At 68.1% G+C, this 17,777-nt stretch carries 15 protein-coding genes and 1 riboswitch; of the genes, 5 read left to right on the plus strand and 10 right to left on the minus strand.

Going from position 1 to position 17,777, the window contains the following annotated elements:
- The first annotated feature begins 61 nt into the window (after positions 1 to 61).
- Positions 62 to 1,018, plus strand: a complete 957-nt coding sequence (locus tag M3I54_RS01705) for a flagellar brake protein (protein ID WP_254332519.1) — start codon at positions 62 to 64, stop codon at positions 1,016 to 1,018.
- Between the two features lie 7 nt (positions 1,019 to 1,025).
- Here M3I54_RS01705 and M3I54_RS01710 read toward each other — a convergent pair whose 3' ends face one another.
- The 4 genes from M3I54_RS01710 to cobW form a co-directional block, all read right to left on the minus strand.
- Positions 1,026 to 1,535, minus strand: a complete 510-nt coding sequence (locus M3I54_RS01710) for a VWA domain-containing protein (RefSeq protein WP_309249585.1) — start codon at positions 1,533 to 1,535, stop codon at positions 1,026 to 1,028.
- 155 nt (positions 1,536 to 1,690) lie between these two features.
- Complete coding sequence (locus tag M3I54_RS01715) at positions 1,691 to 2,728, minus strand: ATP-binding protein (RefSeq protein WP_254332520.1); 1,038 nt, start codon at positions 2,726 to 2,728, stop codon at positions 1,691 to 1,693.
- A complete protein-coding gene (gene cobN, locus M3I54_RS01720; RefSeq protein WP_254332521.1) occupies positions 2,725 to 6,519 on the minus strand; it encodes a cobaltochelatase subunit CobN in 3,795 nt (1,264 codons plus the stop codon). Before cobN ends, M3I54_RS01715 begins: the two co-directional genes overlap by 4 nt.
- 26 nt (positions 6,520 to 6,545) lie before the next feature.
- Complete coding sequence (cobW, locus tag M3I54_RS01725; protein ID WP_254332522.1) at positions 6,546 to 7,637, minus strand: cobalamin biosynthesis protein CobW; 1,092 nt, start codon at positions 7,635 to 7,637, stop codon at positions 6,546 to 6,548.
- 213 nt (positions 7,638 to 7,850) lie between these two features.
- Positions 7,851 to 8,121, minus strand: a riboswitch (cobalamin riboswitch).
- A gap of 199 nt (positions 8,122 to 8,320) precedes the next feature.
- Between cobW and M3I54_RS01730 the strand changes: the two genes are divergently transcribed.
- Genes M3I54_RS01730 through bluB form a run of 4 tightly spaced genes read left to right on the plus strand, consistent with a single transcriptional unit; the run spans position 8,321 to position 11,336 of the window.
- On the plus strand, positions 8,321 to 8,743 hold the full coding sequence (locus M3I54_RS01730) for a cobalamin biosynthesis protein (RefSeq protein ID WP_309249586.1): 423 nt from the start codon (positions 8,321 to 8,323) through the stop codon (positions 8,741 to 8,743).
- Entirely contained in the window at positions 8,743 to 9,345 is a 603-nt protein-coding gene (gene cobO / locus M3I54_RS01735) for a cob(I)yrinic acid a,c-diamide adenosyltransferase (protein ID WP_254332687.1), read from the plus strand. Before M3I54_RS01730 ends, cobO begins: the two co-directional genes overlap by 1 nt.
- Positions 9,346 to 9,349: 4 nt before the next feature.
- Positions 9,350 to 10,660, plus strand: a complete 1,311-nt coding sequence (locus M3I54_RS01740; RefSeq protein WP_254332524.1) for a cobyrinate a,c-diamide synthase — start codon at positions 9,350 to 9,352, stop codon at positions 10,658 to 10,660.
- The gene (gene bluB / locus M3I54_RS01745; RefSeq protein ID WP_254332525.1) at positions 10,644 to 11,336 is read left to right on the plus strand and encodes a 5,6-dimethylbenzimidazole synthase; all 693 of its coding nucleotides are present in this window, start codon (positions 10,644 to 10,646) and stop codon (positions 11,334 to 11,336) included. The genes M3I54_RS01740 and bluB overlap by 17 nt, the downstream gene beginning before the upstream one ends.
- A 7-nt stretch (positions 11,337 to 11,343) precedes the next feature.
- On the opposite strand, the gene M3I54_RS01750 is transcribed toward bluB, so the two are convergent.
- The 6 genes from M3I54_RS01750 to M3I54_RS01775 all read right to left on the minus strand — a co-directional run bounded on the left by M3I54_RS01750 (position 11,344) and on the right by M3I54_RS01775 (position 17,698).
- Positions 11,344 to 11,724, minus strand: coding sequence for a VOC family protein (locus tag M3I54_RS01750; protein ID WP_254332527.1), 381 nt, complete (start codon positions 11,722 to 11,724; stop codon positions 11,344 to 11,346).
- 99 nt (positions 11,725 to 11,823) lie between these two features.
- Positions 11,824 to 12,486: a DUF4136 domain-containing protein gene (locus M3I54_RS01755; RefSeq protein ID WP_254332529.1), complete on the minus strand. Its 663-nt coding sequence runs from the start codon at positions 12,484 to 12,486 to the stop codon at positions 11,824 to 11,826.
- A gap of 26 nt (positions 12,487 to 12,512) precedes the next feature.
- Positions 12,513 to 14,921, minus strand: coding sequence for a CHASE2 domain-containing protein (locus M3I54_RS01760; protein ID WP_254332531.1), 2,409 nt, complete (start codon positions 14,919 to 14,921; stop codon positions 12,513 to 12,515).
- Between the two features lie 26 nt (positions 14,922 to 14,947).
- Positions 14,948 to 16,363 carry a FecR domain-containing protein gene (locus M3I54_RS01765; RefSeq protein ID WP_254332533.1) on the minus strand — a complete coding sequence of 472 codons (1,416 nt, stop codon included), beginning with the start codon at positions 16,361 to 16,363 and terminating at the stop codon, positions 14,948 to 14,950.
- Positions 16,360 to 17,058 (minus strand): response regulator transcription factor, encoded by a 699-nt coding sequence (locus M3I54_RS01770; RefSeq protein WP_254332535.1) that lies wholly within the window; start codon positions 17,056 to 17,058, stop codon positions 16,360 to 16,362. Before M3I54_RS01770 ends, M3I54_RS01765 begins: the two co-directional genes overlap by 4 nt.
- Positions 17,059 to 17,311: 253 nt before the next feature.
- On the minus strand, positions 17,312 to 17,698 hold the full coding sequence (locus tag M3I54_RS01775) for a hypothetical protein (protein WP_254332537.1): 387 nt from the start codon (positions 17,696 to 17,698) through the stop codon (positions 17,312 to 17,314).
- Positions 17,699 to 17,777 lie beyond the last annotated feature (79 nt).

A 17,777-nucleotide genomic window follows, 5' to 3' on the forward strand; every position in this document is an offset into this window, starting at 1 on the left:
TAAACCAGTTGAACCCGCGAAGTGAATTCGCGACGCGAACCGCTCACCGCCCCCTGCACCGATGACCAACCTGACCGCCGAAGATCAAGCCGAAGCCCGCGACGCCGCAACCGAAGCCGCCCCGCTCACGCCGGAAGCCATGCCGGTAGGCGAGCCGCTCGCCTGGCCTGTCGTCGATCGCGACGGCGCCTTGCTGCTCGACGCCGGCTCGGTGCTGGTGGGCGAAGCGGAACGCAACTTTCTGTTCCAGCATTTCACTCCGTATCGCGGCGACGTAGAAAGGCTCAAGGTCAGGCGGGAGAGCGCGACGGCCACGAATGCGGCCAATGCCGGCGATACAGCCGCCACCACGCGCGACATGCACCTGAACATCGGCGCGCTGATGGGCCTGCGTCCGCAGATGGGCGCGAGCGGCGCGCCGATGCACCCATGCCGCCTGATCGGCTTCGCCCCCAACGAGGCGCTTTTCGTGACGACGCCCTATGTCGATGGCCGCCCCATCGCCGTCACGCCGGGCGAAAACGTGGAGATCGTCGCGATTGCAAGCCAGGCCGTCTATCGCTTCGTATGCACCGTGCATGCGCTCAGCCACTCGCCGCTGGACTACCTCGTGCTTTCGAAGGCCGCCAACATCCGTCGCCTGCGCGAACGGCGCTCGATTCGCGTGCGCGCGCAATTTCCCGTGCGCTACGGCATCGGCGAGGAAGGCGCGGGTTATGACGGCGTGGCGCTCGCGCGCGGAATCAGCGCCCTCGGGCTTTCGGTGAGCGCCGCGTGGGCGCTCGGCAAGGTTGGCGAGCGGCTGCGCGTGGCATTCCAGCTGCGCTCGGGCGACAACGCAACTGCGATCGAAACCACCGCGATCATCCGCAACGTGCAGGCGGAAACGGGCGCACCCACGCACGCGACGCTTGGCCTCGAACTCGACCGCCTCACGCCCGCCGAGCAGATGGCGATGAAAGTCTACGTATTTGATCGTCAGGACGACGTGCTGTACTGGACCGGCGGCACGCGCTAACGAGCGTTCAGGCGAGCAACGCCTCCGCGTTCAGGCACTCACCGGCCCATGCATGGGCGAGTGCCTCGCAGCGCCCAAAGCGCAGCGCGCCAAGTTCGCAATCGATCACCGTGACGTGGTCGGCGTGGCGTGGCCGCGCGGGCCACTGCGTCGTGCGGCCGTCGCTGAAAAGCCAGAGATGGCGCGCGCGCGCCGGATCGCGGCGCGCGGCAGTTTCGAGCACTTGCGCCGCGCGGCCGATGCCCGCTTCCAGCGGCGTGCCGCCGCCCCCGCCGATAGGCTCGATCCAGCGCTCGTTCCACCAGCGCGGCACCGTGGGCCCGAACCTCAGCTCGGCGCCGGCGCCGCCGAAAGCAATCAGCGCCACTTCCACACGCTCGGCGCGGGCGCGGGCGAACAGCGCGATCAACAACCCCTTGGCAAGCGCGAGCTGGCCGCGCGCGAGCATCGAGGCCGAGCAGTCCAGCACGAAGCAATGGAGCGCGCCGGAACCCGTCTTGCGTTTGGCGAAGCGCAAATGTTGCGCCTGCAACGATCCGGCGCGTTTGGCCGCGAGCGTGGGCGGCCAGGCGATGCACTCGCCGTGCTTTGCAACTTGCGCGGAACCGCGCCCCGGGCCTTCTCGCCGTCGAGCGCCGCCCTGTGCCGAGGCGGCGGCCTGTGCCCGACGGGTCAGCGTTTTTTTGCGGGCAGCGGGATCACACCCTTCACGGCCTTCGCCGCGACGGGTTCGGGCAGCAGCTCGCCCCAATCGGCATCCGATGGTGTTTCGGTGTACTTTTCTTCGCGCCTGGGCGCGGTCGCGGGCGGCAGCGGCTCGGGGGAAGACGGCGCATCGGACCGCTGCGGCATGGCGTGCCGTCGATGCGCGAGCACGCAATCGGCAACCTCATCGACGTGTTCCGGGCTCACCGCTTGCGCGCCTTCGAACGCGGCGAGCGCACGCGCCGCACGCAGCATCACGAGGTCGGCGCGCAAGCCGTCAACCGCGGCCTCGATGCAGCGCTGCGCCGCGCGCTCGTGTACGGCATCGCTCCAGTCGAGCTTGTCGAGCGCAACGCGGGCCGCCGCGATACGCTGCGCGAGCGCGCGCTGTTCGGCCTCGCGCGCCGCACAAAACGCCTGCGGATCGGCGTCGAACGCAAGACGCGCCTTGACGATGCGTTGCCGCTGCGCGGCGTCATAAGGCGTGCCGAGTTCGACCATCAAGCCGAAGCGATCGAGCAATTGCGGACGCAGCTCGCCTTCTTCGGGATTCATCGTGCCAACCAGCACGAAGTGCGCGTCGTGCGTGTGCGACACGCCATCGCGCTCCACGGTGTTCACACCGCTCGCCGCCGCGTCGAGCAGCACATCGACGAGCGCATCGGGCAGCAGGTTCACTTCGTCCACGTAGAGCACGCCGCCATGCGCACGCGCGAGCAGCCCAGGCGCGAAGCGCACCGCGCTCTCACGCAACGCCGCTTCGAGGTCGAGCGTGCCGATCAGCTTGTCCTCGCTCGCGCCGAGCGGCAGTGTGACGAACGCGCCTTCCGGCAAGAGCGCCGCGAGCGCACGCGCCGCCGTGGATTTCGCGGTGCCGCGCGGCCCGCTCACCAGCACGCCGCCGATCGCGGGGTCGATGGCCGCGAGCAGCAGCGCGCGCTGCAACGGCGCCTGGCCGACCAGCGCGGTAAAGGGAAACGCGGGACGCGTGGCCGCAGCGCTCATGGTCCTGATCCTTCCAGATGCTGCCCGGCTTCGAGCAGACGGTGTTCGAGTTGTGCGCGATGCTCGCCCGGCTCCTGCCAGAGACCGCGCTGGATCGCTTCGAGCAGGCGCTCGCACACGGCATGCAGCGCGTGCGGATTGTGGCGCTGCATGAACTCGCGCGTGTCGTCGTCATGCACGTAGGCATTCGCGACGAGCGCGTATTGATGATCTCCCACCACGCGCGCCGTCGCGTCATAGCCGAACAGATAGTCCACGGTCGCCGCCATTTCCGCCGCACCCTTGTAGCCGTGACGCTTCACGCCGTCGATCCACTTCGGGTTCACCACCCGCGAGCGGATCACGCGCGCGATCTCTTCGTGTAGCGGACGAATGCGCGGCGCAGCGGGGTTGCTGTGGTCCGCGTGATAGAGCGCGGGCTGCGCCTGAGAAAAATGCCGCGCCGCCGCGGCCATGCCGCCCTGGAACTGGTAATAGTCGTTCGAGTCGAGCAGGTCGTGTTCGCGGTTATCCTGGTTCTGCAAGACCACGTCGAGCGTCGCGAGACGCGCGCGGAACGCATCGCTCGCCTCATCGCCCGCGCTCTTTTGCGCGTAGGCGTAGCCGCCCCACGCCTGATACGCGTTCGCGAGATCGGCGTCGGTCTGCCACTGGCGATGGTCGATCATCGACTGCAAGCCCGCGCCGTACGCGCCGGGACGCGCGCTGAACACTCGCCAGCCCGCGCGGCGGCGCGCGTCGTCGGCGGCCATGCCGTTCGCGACCAGCGCGTCGCGCTCGCGCAGCACGCGTGCGCGCAGCGGGTTCTGGTGCTCCGGCTCGTCGAGATCGGCCACCGCCTGCACAGCTGCGTCGAACAGATGCATCACGTTTGGAAACGCGTCGCGGAAAAAGCCCGATACGCGCAGCGTCACATCGATGCGCGGCCGGTCCAGCGCCTCGACCGGCATGATCTCGAAGTCGGTCACGCGGTGGCTGCCGGCGGCCCACTTCGGCCGCACGCCGATCAGCGCAAATGCCTGGGCGATGTCGTCGCCGCCGGTGCGCATCGTCGCCGTGCCCCAGACCGAAAGCCCCACGGCGCGCGGGTAGTCGCCGTGCTCCTGTAGATGCCGCTCGATGAGCTGCTGCGCCGATTTCATGCCGAGCGCCCAGGCCGCTTGCGTCGGAATGGCGCGCGTATCGACGGAGTAGAAGTTGCGGCCCGTGGGCAGCACATCCGGACGGCCGCGCGAGGGCGAACCGCTGGGGCCCGGCGGCACGAAGCGGCCTTCGAAGCCACGGCGCAGCTGGCGCAACTCTTCGGGGCCGCAGGCGTCGAGGCGCGGCAGCACATCGTCGCGCAGGCGCGCGAGCACTTGGGCCGCCTGTGGCAGCGACGCATGCTCCGCACTGCTTCGTTGGCCTGAGCAAATGTCTGCAATCAGCGTGGCCGCGAGCATTTCCAGCCGTTCGCGCGTGTCGCCCGCATGACGCCATGGCGTATCGCTCACCCCTGCGAGCAGCGGTGGACGCGGGCCATGCCACGGCGCAGCCGAATCGACCGTGGCCGGATCGACGAGGTGATCGATGCACAGGTCTCGCGCGAGCGCGTCGATGAGGCCCGCGTTCGCGCCCTGCCCGTCGCCGCATGCATAGCGCCCGAGCGCGAGCAGCGTATCGCGCCGCTGCTGGCCTTGCGGCGATTCGCCGAACGTATGCAGGCCGTCGCGAATCTGCGCTTCCTTCAGCTCGCAGAGCCAGGCGTCGGCGCGCGTGAGCAACTCGTCTTCGCCAGCCTGATCCTGCGGCGCGGCGACGCTCAATTCCTCGTGCAGCCGATGCTCGATGATCGTCGCGAGTATGGTCTTGCGCAGCAGCTTCGCGCGGCGCGGGTCCACCATCAATGCTTCGTAATACTCATCGACCTGACGTTCCAGGTCTTGCAGCGGCCCGTAGTTTTCGGCGCGCGTGAGCGGCGGCATCAGGTGATCGATAATTACGGCCTGGGCGCGGCGTTTGGCCTGGCTCCCCTCGCCCGGATCGTTGACGATGAACGGGTACAGATGCGGCAGCGGCCCGAGCGCCATGTCGGGCCAGCAGGTCTCGGCAAGCGCCACGCTTTTGCCCGGCAGCCACTCCAGGTTGCCGTGCTTGCCCACGTGCGCGATGGCGTCGATGCCGAACGTCTCGCGCAGCCAGAAGTAAAACGCGAGATACGCGTGCGGCGGCACGAGTTCGGCGTCGTGGTAGTTCGCGTAGGTGTCGTCGCCGCGCGAACGCGAAGGCTGGATGCCCACGAACACCTGAGCGTTGCGCCAGCCCGCAATCATGAAGCGGCCACGGCGCACCGTGGGATCATCTTCCGGCACGCCCCAGCGCGCGATCAGCGCGTTTTGCGCCTCGGCGGGCAACTGCGAGAAGCGCGCGCGGTAGTCGTCGAGGGAAAGACTCTGCCATGCGGGGCGCAGCGCGCGCGTGTCGGGATCGTTCGTCACGCCCTGCGTGAGGACGCGCATGAGCGCGTCGCCGTTTTCGGGCAGGTCGGCCACGCGATAGCCTTCGTCGCGCAGCATGCGCAGGATGCCGACCACCGAGGCCGGCGTGTCGAGCCCCACGCCGTTGCCAATGCGCCCTTCGCTCATCGGATAGTTCGCGAGCACGAGCGCGAGCTTCTTCTCTGCGTTCGGCAAGCTGCGCAAACGGCACCAGCGGCGCGCAAGTTCGGCGACGAAAGCCACGCGTTCGGCATCGGGCTGATAGCGCACGACATCGACCTGCGTCTCCTTGCAGTGGTACGCGAGGCCCTTGAAGCTGATCGCGCGCGTAATTACCCGGCCGTCCACTTCGGGCAGCGCGATATGCATGGCGATATCGCGCGAATTCAGGCCGTGATTGTCCTTCACCCAGTCTTCGCGATTGCCGCCGCTCAGGATCACCTGGAGCACAGGCGCGTCGCCGGCGAGCGCGATCGGTTCGGGGTCGTCCAGCGACGAAGCCGCAAATGCCGTGGTATTCAGCACGAGCGAGACAGCGTGCTCGGCCGCTAGTTGATCGAGCACGTCGCGGCTCAAGGTGTCCTTGAGCGACGTGATCGCAAGCGGCAGCGGGTTCATGCCGCGCGCTAGCAGCGCGGCGATGAGGGCATCGAAAGCGGCGGTGTTCGCTGCCTGCAAATGCGCCTTGTAAAACAGCAGCGCGACAACCGGCGCGCCAGGTTGCCAGCGCGCGCGCCATTCGTCGATGGTCGCGACGTCGCGCTGCGGGCAATAGAGCGCGGCGGCGGGCAGCGCGACGGGCGGCGCAGGCTCGCTGCCCCAGTCGAATGCGCGCCACGCGAGCGCACGCAGGAACGATTCGGCGTTGGCCGCGCCGCCTTCGCGCAGATAACGCCACAGCAAGCGGCAAAACTCGGGCTCGGCGCGGCTCTTCGCGATGAGATTGGGATCTTCCTGCAAGTCGCCCGAAAACATCGCGAGCAGTTGCCCGCGGCGCTCGGCGAGCGAGACGACCTGTTCGATGCCATATGGCCAGTACGTTTCGCCGCCCAGATGATCGACCACGACGACGCGCGCGTGCTGCAAGACGTCTTCGACATAGAAGTCGACCGACGCGGGCTGGCGCAAATACGTGACGTTCGCGAGCCGCACGCTCGGAAAACCCCCGGGCAGGCGCGGCACGACGCTCGCCAGCAGCGCGAGCGTCGTGTCCGCCGAACTGAGCACGACGATCTCGGCGGGCTGCTGGTCGATACGGATGACGCCCTGCGTGTCGTCGACGAAACCGCCCGGCGTGGTGCGCAGCAAATGCATGAGACGGCCTCGTTAGCTCAGCGCGTTCACTTCGCGCCCGCGGTCTGCACGTTCGCCAACGCGGTATCGAATGCCGCTTGCAGCGTCGCGCCATCGAGGTCTTCGCCGATCAGCACGAAGCGGCTCGCCAGCGGCTGCGCCGCGCTTTCCTGCGCGTCCCAGCGGCGGTCGAAATAGCTGTCGAAGCGGCGGCCCACGCCTTGAATCACGAGGCGCATGGGCGCGCCCGGCAGCGCGGCAAAGCCCTTCACACGATAGATCGTGTGGGCATCGACGAGTTGTTGCAGCGCCTCGATCACGGTCTCGCGCGAAGCCGCAGCGCCTGAAACCACGACCGAATCGAACTCGTCATGGTGATGATCGGGATCGTCGGCGGAACCGTGATGGTCGTGCCGCAGATGAATGCTCTCCTCGGAGGCCGCCTCGAGCCCGAGCAGCGTATGCAGATCGAGCTTGCCGTGCTGCGCGCGCACGATCTTCACCTGCGGCGGCAGCTCTTCGCGCAGTTCGGCGATGAGCGCGTCCTGGCCCGCAACGTCCAGCAGATCGGTCTTGTTGAGAATGACGAGATCGGCGGCCGAAAGCTGGTCTTCGAACAGCTCATGCAGTGGCGATTCGTGATCGAGATTCGGGTCGGCGCGGCGCTGCGCGTCGACGGCCTGCGGATTTTCGGCGAACTGGCCGCTCGCGGCGGCGGGGCCGTCCACCACGGTCACGACCGCATCGACGGTGAACGCGTTGCGGATCGACGGCCAGTTGAACGCCTGCACGAGCGGCTTGGGCAGCGCGAGACCCGAGGTTTCGATCAACACGTGATCGACATCGCCGCGGCGTTCGAGCAGTTTTTCCATCACGGGGAAGAACTCTTCCTGCACGGTGCAGCAGAGGCAGCCGTTCGCGAGTTCGTAGAGCTGGCCTTGCGTTTCGTTGCCGTTTTCGTCGCAGCCAATGCCGCAGCCACGCAGAATTTCGCCGTCGATACCGAGTTCGCCGAATTCGTTGACGATGACCGCGACGCGCAGGCCGCCCGCGTGCTGAAGAATATGACGCAGCAACGTGGTTTTACCGCTGCCGAGAAAGCCCGTCACGATCGTGACCGGAATCTTGCGCATTTGCATGAAGTGCTCCTTCGGCGCCAGGCCGTATCGAGGGGCATGGTGCGTCGCGCCTGCCGTTCGTGCGGGTGTCGCGTTGCGCTCACGCGCGTATCCGTGGAGACGCCGTCACGCGTAACGATTCAACAACCTGCAGGGGACGAACGGCCAGAGACGCACCCAGGCCTCGCCCGGCTGACGCATGAAAATCACGGACCCGGCACCGCATCCCCGCAGCGCGAATCCCACGTATCTGGCCGGTATCCGGACTGACGAAACACCGCTTCGCCTTCCCGCGCGAGCGGCCTTGCGGCCGGCTTGCACAGTGGCGTGGACTGCGTAAAGCATGGAAGCGGTTTGCGGCATTCGTGCGAACGCCGCGCTCGTTGTACCGTTGCGGGTGCAGTTCAGGTTGGCCAAGCCCAAGGCGGGATGGCTCCCTGATTCCCGTTTAACTGCGCGCGCATCATGAACCGCGCGCGCGAGCACCAGAGTGCGTGCGAGTGTAGGCGCGGGGGGCTTGCGCGTCAAGGAAGGCGTGGGAAGCCGCAATAGCGTGTGCTATCGTAGCGCGCATCCGGCGCCGGCCGGAACGCGACTCTTTTGCTCGTTTTGCCTCTGCGGTCACGCCTTCGATCGACGCTCTCGCCGTGAATCCTGCCGACAATCGCGCCTCCTGCGCAGCCTCATTCGAACCCACGCAGCGCGTGCCGCCGCTCGCGCTCGGCATCGGCTGCCGGCGCGGCGTGACGCTCGCGCAGGTCGATGCCGCTGTGCGCGCTGCGCTCGGCGCGTGGCCGCTCGAAAGCGTAACGGCTGTGGCCACGCTCGACGCCAAAGCTGGCGAACTCGCCTTGCAAGCGTTTTGCGCGGCACATGCGCTGCCGCTGCACACGTACACGCGGGAGCAACTCGCCGCGACGCCCACTACTGCGCCGCCTTGCGCAGCCGCGCAGGCGCAGTTCGGCGTAGACGGCGTGTGCGAGCCCTGCGCGCGTCTTGCGGCGGGCGGCGGTCCACTCGTGCGCGGCAAGCTGGCGCTCGACGGTGTGACGGTCGCAATCGCAGGCTTTCTGCCAAACCACGCAAACGCGGACGCGCAAGCGCCGCAACCAACCCACTCCCGATGATGAAAACCGATCCCGAATCGCACCAACGCATGACGCAACGCCGCCGCGAGGGCCACGAGAAGAAGCAGGCCGCCGCGACGCACGAAAAGGGCCTGTTGATCGTCAACACCGGCAACGGCAAGGGCAAGAGCACGGCCGCGTTCGGCATGGCGGTGCGCATGCTCGGCCACGGCATGAAGCTCGGTGTCGTGCAGTTCATCAAGGGCGCGCTGCACACAGCTGAACGCGACTTTCTCGGCACCGTGGCGCACTGCGATTTCGTGACGATGGGCGACGGCTACACCTGGAACACGCAGAATCGCGACGGCGACATCGCCACCGCGCGCAAGGGCTGGGACGAAGCGAAGCGCATGATCGAAAGCGGCGAGTACGCCATGGTGATTCTCGACGAACTCAACACGGTGCTCAAATACGAGTACCTGCCGCTCGACGAAGTGCTTGGTGTGATCGCGTCGCGCGCGCCGCACGTGCACGTCGTCGTGACGGGCCGCCATGCGCCCGACGCCCTGATCGAAGCGGCCGACCTCGTCACGGAAATGCGTCTCGTGAAGCATCCGTATCGCGAGCAAGGCGTGAAAGCGCAAAAGGGCGTGGAGTTTTAAGCGCATGAGCGCAACCTTTGCCTGCCCCGCGCTCTTCATCAGCGCGCCCGCTTCGGGCCAGGGCAAGACCACGCTCACGGCTGGCCTCGCGCGCCTGCACCGGCGCGCGGGCCGACGCGTGCGCGTCTTCAAGACCGGGCCGGATTTTCTCGACCCCATGATCCTCGCACGCGCGAGCGGCGCGCCCGTGCTCTCGCTCGACCTGTGGATGGTGGGCAAAGAAGCGTGCCGCGCCCTGCTCGCGCAGGCCGCGCGCGAAGCCGACCTGATCCTCATCGAAGGCGTGATGGGCCTGTTCGACGGCACGCCGAGCAGCGCCGATCTCGCGACCGCGTTCGGCGTGCCGGTGGCCGCCATCGTCAGCGCGAAGTCGATGGCCCAGACCTTCGGCGCGCTCGCGTTCGGTCTCGCGCGCTTTCGGCCGGAAGTGCCGTTTCATGGCGTGCTGGCGAACCGCGTGGGCTCAGCGCGTCACGCGCAAATGCTGCAGGAGGCATTGCCCGCCGACGTGCGCTGGCTCGGGCACGTCGCGAGCGAAGCAACGATGGGACTGCCCGATCGCCATCTCGGGCTGCATCAGGCCGGTGAGATCGACGACCTCGACGCGCGCATCGAACGCGCCGCCGACGCGCTCGCGCAAACCTCGCTCGCTGAATTGCCGCCTGCGGTGGAATTCGCCGATCCTTCGCATGACGAAGCGATTCCGCGCCAGCTCGAAGGCCGTCATATCGCCGTTGCGCGCGACGCCGCGTTCTCGTTTCTCTATCCGGCGAACATGGCGTTGCTCGAAACGCTGGGCGCGAGCGTGAGTTACTTCTCGCCGCTTGCGAACGAGCCCGCACCCGCCGCCGCCGATGCGATCTTTCTGCCAGGCGGCTATCCCGAGCTACATGCTGCGGCGCTCGCGCACAATACGCAGAGCGCAAATTCGCTGCGCGCGCATGTATCCGCAGGAAAACCGCTCGTCGCCGAATGTGGCGGCATGCTCTATCTGCTCGACGCACTGACCGACGTAGAAGGCACGCGTACGCCGATGCTCGGCCTGCTGCCAGGCGTTGCGGTCATGCAAAAGCGCTTCGCGGCGCTCGGCATGCAGCAGCTCGACGGCGCGCATGGCGCGCTGCGCGGCCACACGTTTCACTATTCGCGCGTCGCCACGCCGCTTGCGCCCGCGCTCACGGCACACCACGCACAAACTGGCGCGCCCGGCGAGGCGCTGTATCGGCACGGCTCGATCGCGGCCACTTATATGCACGCTTACTGGCCCTCCAACCCGGCTTTCGCGGCCGCACTCTTCCATGGCACAGCCCTTTGACGAAGCCGAACGCGCGGCGGTCTACCGTGCGATTTACGAGCGCCGCGACATGCGGCACTTCGCGCCGGGCCCGATCGATCCCGCGACGCTCGCGCGCCTGCTCGACGCCGCGCATCACGCGCCGAGCGTGGGCTTCATGCAGCCGTGGCGCATCGTGCGCATCACGGACAATTCGTTGCGCGAGCAACTGCATGCGACGGTCGAGCGCGAACGCATCGCGACCGCCGACGCGCTGGGCAAACGCCGCGACGAGTTCATGAAGCTCAAGGTGGAGGGCATGCGCGACTGTGCCGAGGTGCTCGTGGTCGCGCTGATGGACCGGCGCGAAGCCCACGTCTTCGGCCGGCGCACGCTGCCGGAGATGGACCTCGCCTCCGTGGCGTGCGCGATCCAGAACATGTGGCTCGCGGCGCGCGCCGAAGGGCTCGGCATGGGCTGGGTGTCGATCTTCGACGTCGACGAGGTGCGCGCCCTGCTCGCCATGCCGCCCGGCGCCAAGCCGGTGGCGATACTCTGCGTGGGTCAGGTCGACGCGTTCTACCCGCAGCCGATGCTCGAAATGGAGAGGTGGGCCGAACGCAAGCCGCTTGGCGAATGCGTGTTCGAAAACCGCTGGCCGCAGGACGAGGCGGCCAGCGTGCCCGAAGCGGCGCCGGATGCGGCACCCGACACCTGACACCCGATCACGCTTCGCGCGCGTAGCAGACGGCCTCGACGTTGTTGCCGTCGGGATCGATCAGGAATGCTGCGTAATAGTCGGGGCTGTAATCGGCACGCACGCCGGGTTCGCCATTGTCTTTCGCGCCCGCGCGCAGGCCCGCTTCGTAGAAGCCTTCGACACCCGCGCGGTTCGCCGCCGCGAACGCCACATGCACGCCGCGTGGCGCAAGCGCGGCGTCGGCAGATACGGCGTGCAGCCAGAGTTTGGGCTCGCCCGGCTGGCCGAGCCCCGCGTAGGTGTCGTCGCGCATGCACACCACGACGCCTAGCGGCGCGAGCAGCGCCTCGTAAAAACGCACGCTGCGTGCGAGATCCTGCACGCGCAATCCAATGTGATCGAACATGAGCGACTCCCGTGATGTCTGCGCGCAACCGTTGCGCCAGATTCTGGAGCCAGCATAGCGCCTTCGAGTCCGGCGCGGCCTGGGGAAAGTTGCCCTGAACTACTGCGGATCGATGGGTGAGACGGAGAGCACTTCCGGCATGCCCGGTGCGCGATCCGCAGTGCCGGCGTTGGCCGGACTCTGCAGCTTGACGCGCCAATGCGGCGCGCCCGCGTACGGCAGCCGCGCCAGTGCGCCCGCCACGAGGTACGGCACGGCCTCGCGTGCGTCGGCGTTGCGGTCGCGCTTTACGGCGCTCACCTTGTAGACCTCGCCGCCATCGGGCAACGCGAAGAATCGCAGCGTCAGCGTATGCACGTAGGGCCGCCCGAACCACGGCAACGACGGCCCCTCGGCCGGCACGCAGTCGGCGCCGCAGCCGCTATCCACGACTTTCACGTCGGCGGGATGCGTGTCCCACGCCACCGAGACGAGATAGCGCGCCGCCTCGGGCGCACCTGCGTTGAAGCCGCGCTGCGCGAGGCCGTCGCTCAGCAACGCCTGGTACGGGAGGATCTCGCCCGCATCGACCTGGGCGGGCGTTGGCGCAAAACGGTAGGTCGCGGTGGCCGCAGCGGGCAGTGCGCCCGTGGCCGCGACGTCGGTCGTCACGCCCGCACATCCGGCGAGGGCGACGAACATCGGCAGGAGACAGATCGACAGCAAGGTCTTCACGCAACACTCCATCGGGTTGCCGCTGGCATGCGGCCAGCGGTTATTCATGCGCGGCTGGAACGACCCGGTGCGACTCAAACCGGCGCGTCGAACGCGGGCAGCGACATCGTCAGGACGGTGCCGTTGCCTGGCTCACTCTCCAGCTGGACGTCGCCGCCGTGGCGCGTCACGACTGTTTTCACGAACGCCATGCCGAGCCCCGCGCCGCTCACCTCGGGCCGCTGTTCCGCGTGAAAGCGCTGGAACGGCTGGAAGAGCCTGGCCTGATCTGCCTGCGCGATGCCGTAGCCCTGATCGCGAATCGAGCAGACCACACGCGGCGGAGTGTGGTCGTCCAGCGCGACGGTGCAAACGATGCGCGTATCCACAGGACTGTACTTCACTGCGTTGTTCAGCACGTTCACGAGCGCGCGCGTCATGAGCGAGCGGTCGGCGTTGATCCAGCCCATCTGCTCGCCTTCGAACGCGGTGTCGATCTGGATGCGCTTCGCGTGCGCCTGCGGCCACACTTCGTCGCTTGCGTCGATCACCAGCTCCGCGAGGCTCGTGGGCTCGAGCGCATACACCTGCGATTCGGCGCGCGCGAGTTGCACGAAGTCGTCGGCGAGCTTGAGCGAGCGGCGCGCGTAGCGCTCGATACGCTCCATCACGCCGCGCACGGGCTCCGAGGCGAGCGCGCCGCGCTCGCGCTCCGTTTCGACGAGCGCGACGATCGAGGCCTGCGGCGAGCGCATGTCGTGCGACAGCAGGCGCAGCGCGTCCTCGCGCTGGCGTTCGGCGTCGTGCAGTTCCGTCACGTCGACGAGACCTGCGATCCAGCCCACCGACTGCCCCTGCGCGTTCGTACAGCGCGCGTAGCGCAGGAGATAGTCGCTGCCGTCGCGCGCGCGCACTTCCACGCCTCGCTCCATCAGCTCCGCGAACTCGCCTCGCGCCGGGTCGAGCGGCGCGGGCCAATGCGCGTGCGCAAGCGCCATCGCATCGGGCGCCGGGTCGATCGGCTTGACGAGCGCGAGGTCTCCGAACACGTCCTGCATCCGGCGCCCTTCCGCGGCGCTCACCTCCAGACGCGCGAGATACGCACGCGAAGCATGATTCGCAATCAGCACGATCCCGCGCAAATCGGCCACGAGAATTGGCTCCGGCACGGAGTCGAGGCTGTCCCACACGAAGCGGCGCATGTCCTGCAGCCGCTGCGCGGCCTGCGCCATGAGCGCCATTTGCTGGGCGAGCGCGTCGCCGGCAAATTCGCGGCGCGGCGTGGGCGCCTCGGGCAACAGGTAGGGTTCGTCGGCAAGCTGGCGCAGTTCCTTGCGCAGGTAAGCCATCGTCATTTCGAGGCGGCGCCAGCTCCACGCCGGATAGGCGATCAGCAGCGCGACGATCGCGGGCACGGGCGAGAGCCAGAGGCGCGCGTGCAGCATGCCCGCGCTCGCACCGAGCGACACGACGATCAGGAACGCGAGCAGCAGCAGCGTGCGCAACGGCGAGAGCACGAGGAAGCCCGCCAGCAGCAGCACGAGCGGCGCGAGCGAGGCAAGCACGACCAAGATCGGCGGCACGGGCTGGATGGCGCTGCCGTTGAGCAGCGTGTCGAGCACGATGGCGTGGATGTACACGCCGGGCAGCGGCCCGAGCGTACCCGAGAGCGGCGTGGCGAAGCGGTCGTAGAGCCCCGAGGCCGTGACGCCGACGATCGCCACGCGCCCGCGCAACTGCTCGGGCGGCACGCGGCCTTCGAGTACGTCGGCGAAGGAGACCTTATGGAAAGTCTGCGAATTCGCGCCGAACGGAATCAGGAAACGCGACTCCGTGTCAGGCGCCGCCGCGTGCAGGACGTCATCGCGCTGCGCGGCGGCGGGCGTGCCATGCGCGAGCGTCACGACGCCGTTGCGCACGGCCCGCCAGACCGGCACCATCAGTTGCGGCCAGCGCTGCTGTGCGTCGCCTTCGAAGAGCGCGACGCTGCGCACGATGCCGTCGCTATCGACTTCGAGGTTGATATGGCCCATGCCGGCGGCCGCCTGCGCGAGCGGCGCGACCGGGCGCACGGCCTCGCGGTGACCAGTGTCGTCGGCGGGGGCGAGCAGGATGGGGAGGAACGCCGGGCGCGCGCGCAGCGCCTGCGCAAAGTGCGCGTCGTCGGGAGACGATTCCGTGAACAGCACGTCGTAGACGACGGCCGCCGCGCCCGCTTTCGCAAGCTGATCGACGAGCCGCGCATGCAACTCGCGCGGCCAGGGCCAGCGCCCGAGCGCGGCGACGCTCGCATTGTCGATCTCCACGAGCACGATGTCGGGCGACACCGGCAGCGCGCGCGCGGAGAGCAAGCGGTCATAGACCAGATGGTCGGCGCCGCTCGTGAGCCGCCAGAGCACGCAGAGCACGACCACGACCACGCCCGCGCAGCCCACTCCGGCCCATTCGAACAGGAAGCGTCGCCCGACGGAGCGGCCAAGGCGCGCGGGCGGCCTCACGCTCATGCGCGGCTCCACCTCGTCTGGCCGAGTCACCAGTCGAGCCTGAACGACTGGACCGGGCTTGCCTTCTGGTAGTAGTGGCCGTTGTCGAACTGCTCGGCAATCACCGTCCAGTAGTAGACGCCCTTCGGCAGGTCGCGTACGACCGCCTCGCCCGCCGTGATGTCGGTACGGTCGATGAGCGGCACCCGCAGATCGGAGGTCGTGCCTAGCACGAAGCGAAAGCGCGTGTTCTGCGCGTTGCGGTGGATGAACCAGCGAAACGCGAAGTCGCGCGAGCCTTCAATGGGGCCGGCGCTCGTGCCGAGCGCAACGCGCCGGCGCTCGAACGCATACGACGCCGGCATGCCTTCGAGACCGCGAGCGTCGATGGCGGAGATGCGTACGAAGTAGGTGCCGTCATCGAGGTTGGCAAACGACACGCGCGGGTCGGCGCTGCGCTGGTCGCGAATCATGTCGAGCAGGCCCGCGTCGCGGCCGATTTGCACGCGCCAGGCGCTCGCACCGGCTGAGGGCGCGATTTCGAAGGCGACTTCTTCATCGTCCTGCACTTTGGACGGATGCAGCAGATCGGGCGCGTCGAGCAGCGTAACGGGCGCGCCTGCCGGCTGGCCCGCCAGCGTGAGGCTGCCGTGGTGTGCGGCGACGAGTTGCTCCGAGGCGGCGAGCGGCGTGCCCGGTGCCGGCGGCCGTGCGCTAGCGCCGTGCCGGTTGCGGGCAGGCGAGTCGGCGTCCACGCCCACCGCGCCGTCCAGCACCTCGACCGCCGTCGCGCCCTTGTCGCCGTCGTAGCTCACGCGAAACTGCGTGCCGCGCACGCCGGCCACCACGGAAGGCGAGCGGATCTGGAAGCGATCGTCCTTCTTCGTGGCATGCGTGACCTCGCTGCTCACCTCGCCGTGATGGAGGTCGACGACGCGGTCGGTCGCGCCCGTAAGCGCCGTTTGACGCAGCGTGGCAAGGTCGAGCGAGGTATCGGGCGGCAGCGCGAAATGCGAGCCATCGGCCAGTTCGAGCGTGGCGAAGCCATTGTGGCCGGTCTGCACCCGGTCGCCTTCTACGAGGCTCGAGCCGACCGTGAGTGGCAGGAGCGGACCGCCGCGGAACGCGTGCTGCACGGGACCGTTCGCGGCGACCACCTTCGCGCTCAGGCCATCCTGGCGCAGCAGCGCAACCGGCACGCGCAGCGTCGTGCCCGGCTGAAGGTGGCGCGGCTCGCTCACATGATTGAGGCTCGCAACCTTCTTCCAGTCGGCGGGATTGCGCAGGTAACGCGTGGCAATGTCGTAGAGCGAGTCGCCGGGGCGCGTGACGTAGGTGGTCATCTCGGGCGGCTGCGCCGGAGCGCTCTCGCGCGCCTCGGCGCCGCGGGGAAGTACAAAAAGCGCGAGCGCGAAGGCAAAGAACGGCGCCGCGGTGGCGCGCACCGCACGCGCGCCCCTCACGCGTCGTCCCCCTCGATACGCTCGAGGCGGTACCCGTAGCCGTAGATCGGCGTGAGGCGATAGCCGTTTTCGGGACGCAGGCCGAGTTTCGAGCGCAGCATGGAAACGTGCGTGTCCATCGTGCGCGAGGGAATGTCGTCGGACTGCTTCCAGATCACGTCGAGAATGTGCGCACGCGACAGCGGACGGCTGAGATGCTGAAACAGCAGCAGCGCGAGATCGAACTCCTTCTGCGTGAGCGCGACGTTGCGGCCGCTCACCGAAGCCTGGCGCGACTTCAGGTCGAACTCGTACGCGCCGAAGGTTTCCTTGAGCGCGGGCGCGTGCAGCTGATAGGCGCGGCGCAACAGCGAATTGACGCGGGCGATCAGCACCGGCGCCGAGACGGGCTTGACGACATAGTCGTCGGCGCCGGCATTGAGCATTTGCGCGATGTCGACCTCGCGGCTACGGCTCGTCATGAAGAGCACCGGCAGGCGCGTGGAGAGGCTCTGCCGCACCCACTGCAGCACTTCGTCGCCCGCCATGTCGGGCACGTTCCAGTCGAGCACGAGCAGATCGAACGTCTGCCGCCGAAGCTGCCTGACGAGCTCGCCGCCCTTGGCAAACGCGTGGCAGGCGTGGCCCGCCGCGCCCAAGGCCTGGCAGACGAACTCTGTCTGCGCTGCATCGTCATCGAGTACTGCAACTCTCATAGCACCCCGCAACCAGGTTTGTTATTCATCGTCTCAGGACGGGCTGCCTGCCGGCCGCACCGCGCTGCGGCCGGGACCATCGTGTGGCGAGGCCTGGCGCGCGCACCGGCGCCGGGTCGCTGGCCAACCACCCTTGAACTGGCGGCACGGGGGACCCGCCGTGCGCCAAAGCCCGCTACTTTCGCAGCCTCTCGAAAAAAATGGGAGCGCGAGGCCACGCTCGACTTCGGTGAACAGATCGCTCTCATGTTAATCACTCATGGTAGTCGAATTTGCCTTCGCTCGAACCGGGCCTGGCCGCCTCGCCCGCGGCTGACGGCAATCCCGAGAGTAGCGCGGTCAGATGGGAGCGCACGTGCTCCCATGCCGCATGCGCATAGTCGGGCTGCAGGGCCGCGCGCGACTGCGCCATGACAAACACACGTAGCACAGTAGACGAACACTGTGTCAGGCGCTCAGCCGTGCCGAAGCGCGAAAGGCGCAGCGCTTCGCCGAGCCACGGGAGTTCGGCCGCGCAGGAGTCCGCGTAGGCCTCCATCGCGGCGCACGCATGGCGATCGCGCGCGAGGTCGAGCTCGATACGGTCGAACTCGCGGCCACCGTCGGGGCCATCCACGCGCGAGCCCGGTGGAAAACGCATACGGCCGGATCGGAAAAGCATGTAGCCCCCGTGAAGACAAGCAGGCAGAGCAGCAGAAGTGAAGCGGCCAGGCGTTTTT

It is taken from the genome of Paraburkholderia sp. CNPSo 3274 (genome assembly GCF_024206475.1).
GTDB lineage: Bacteria > Pseudomonadota > Gammaproteobacteria > Burkholderiales > Burkholderiaceae > Paraburkholderia.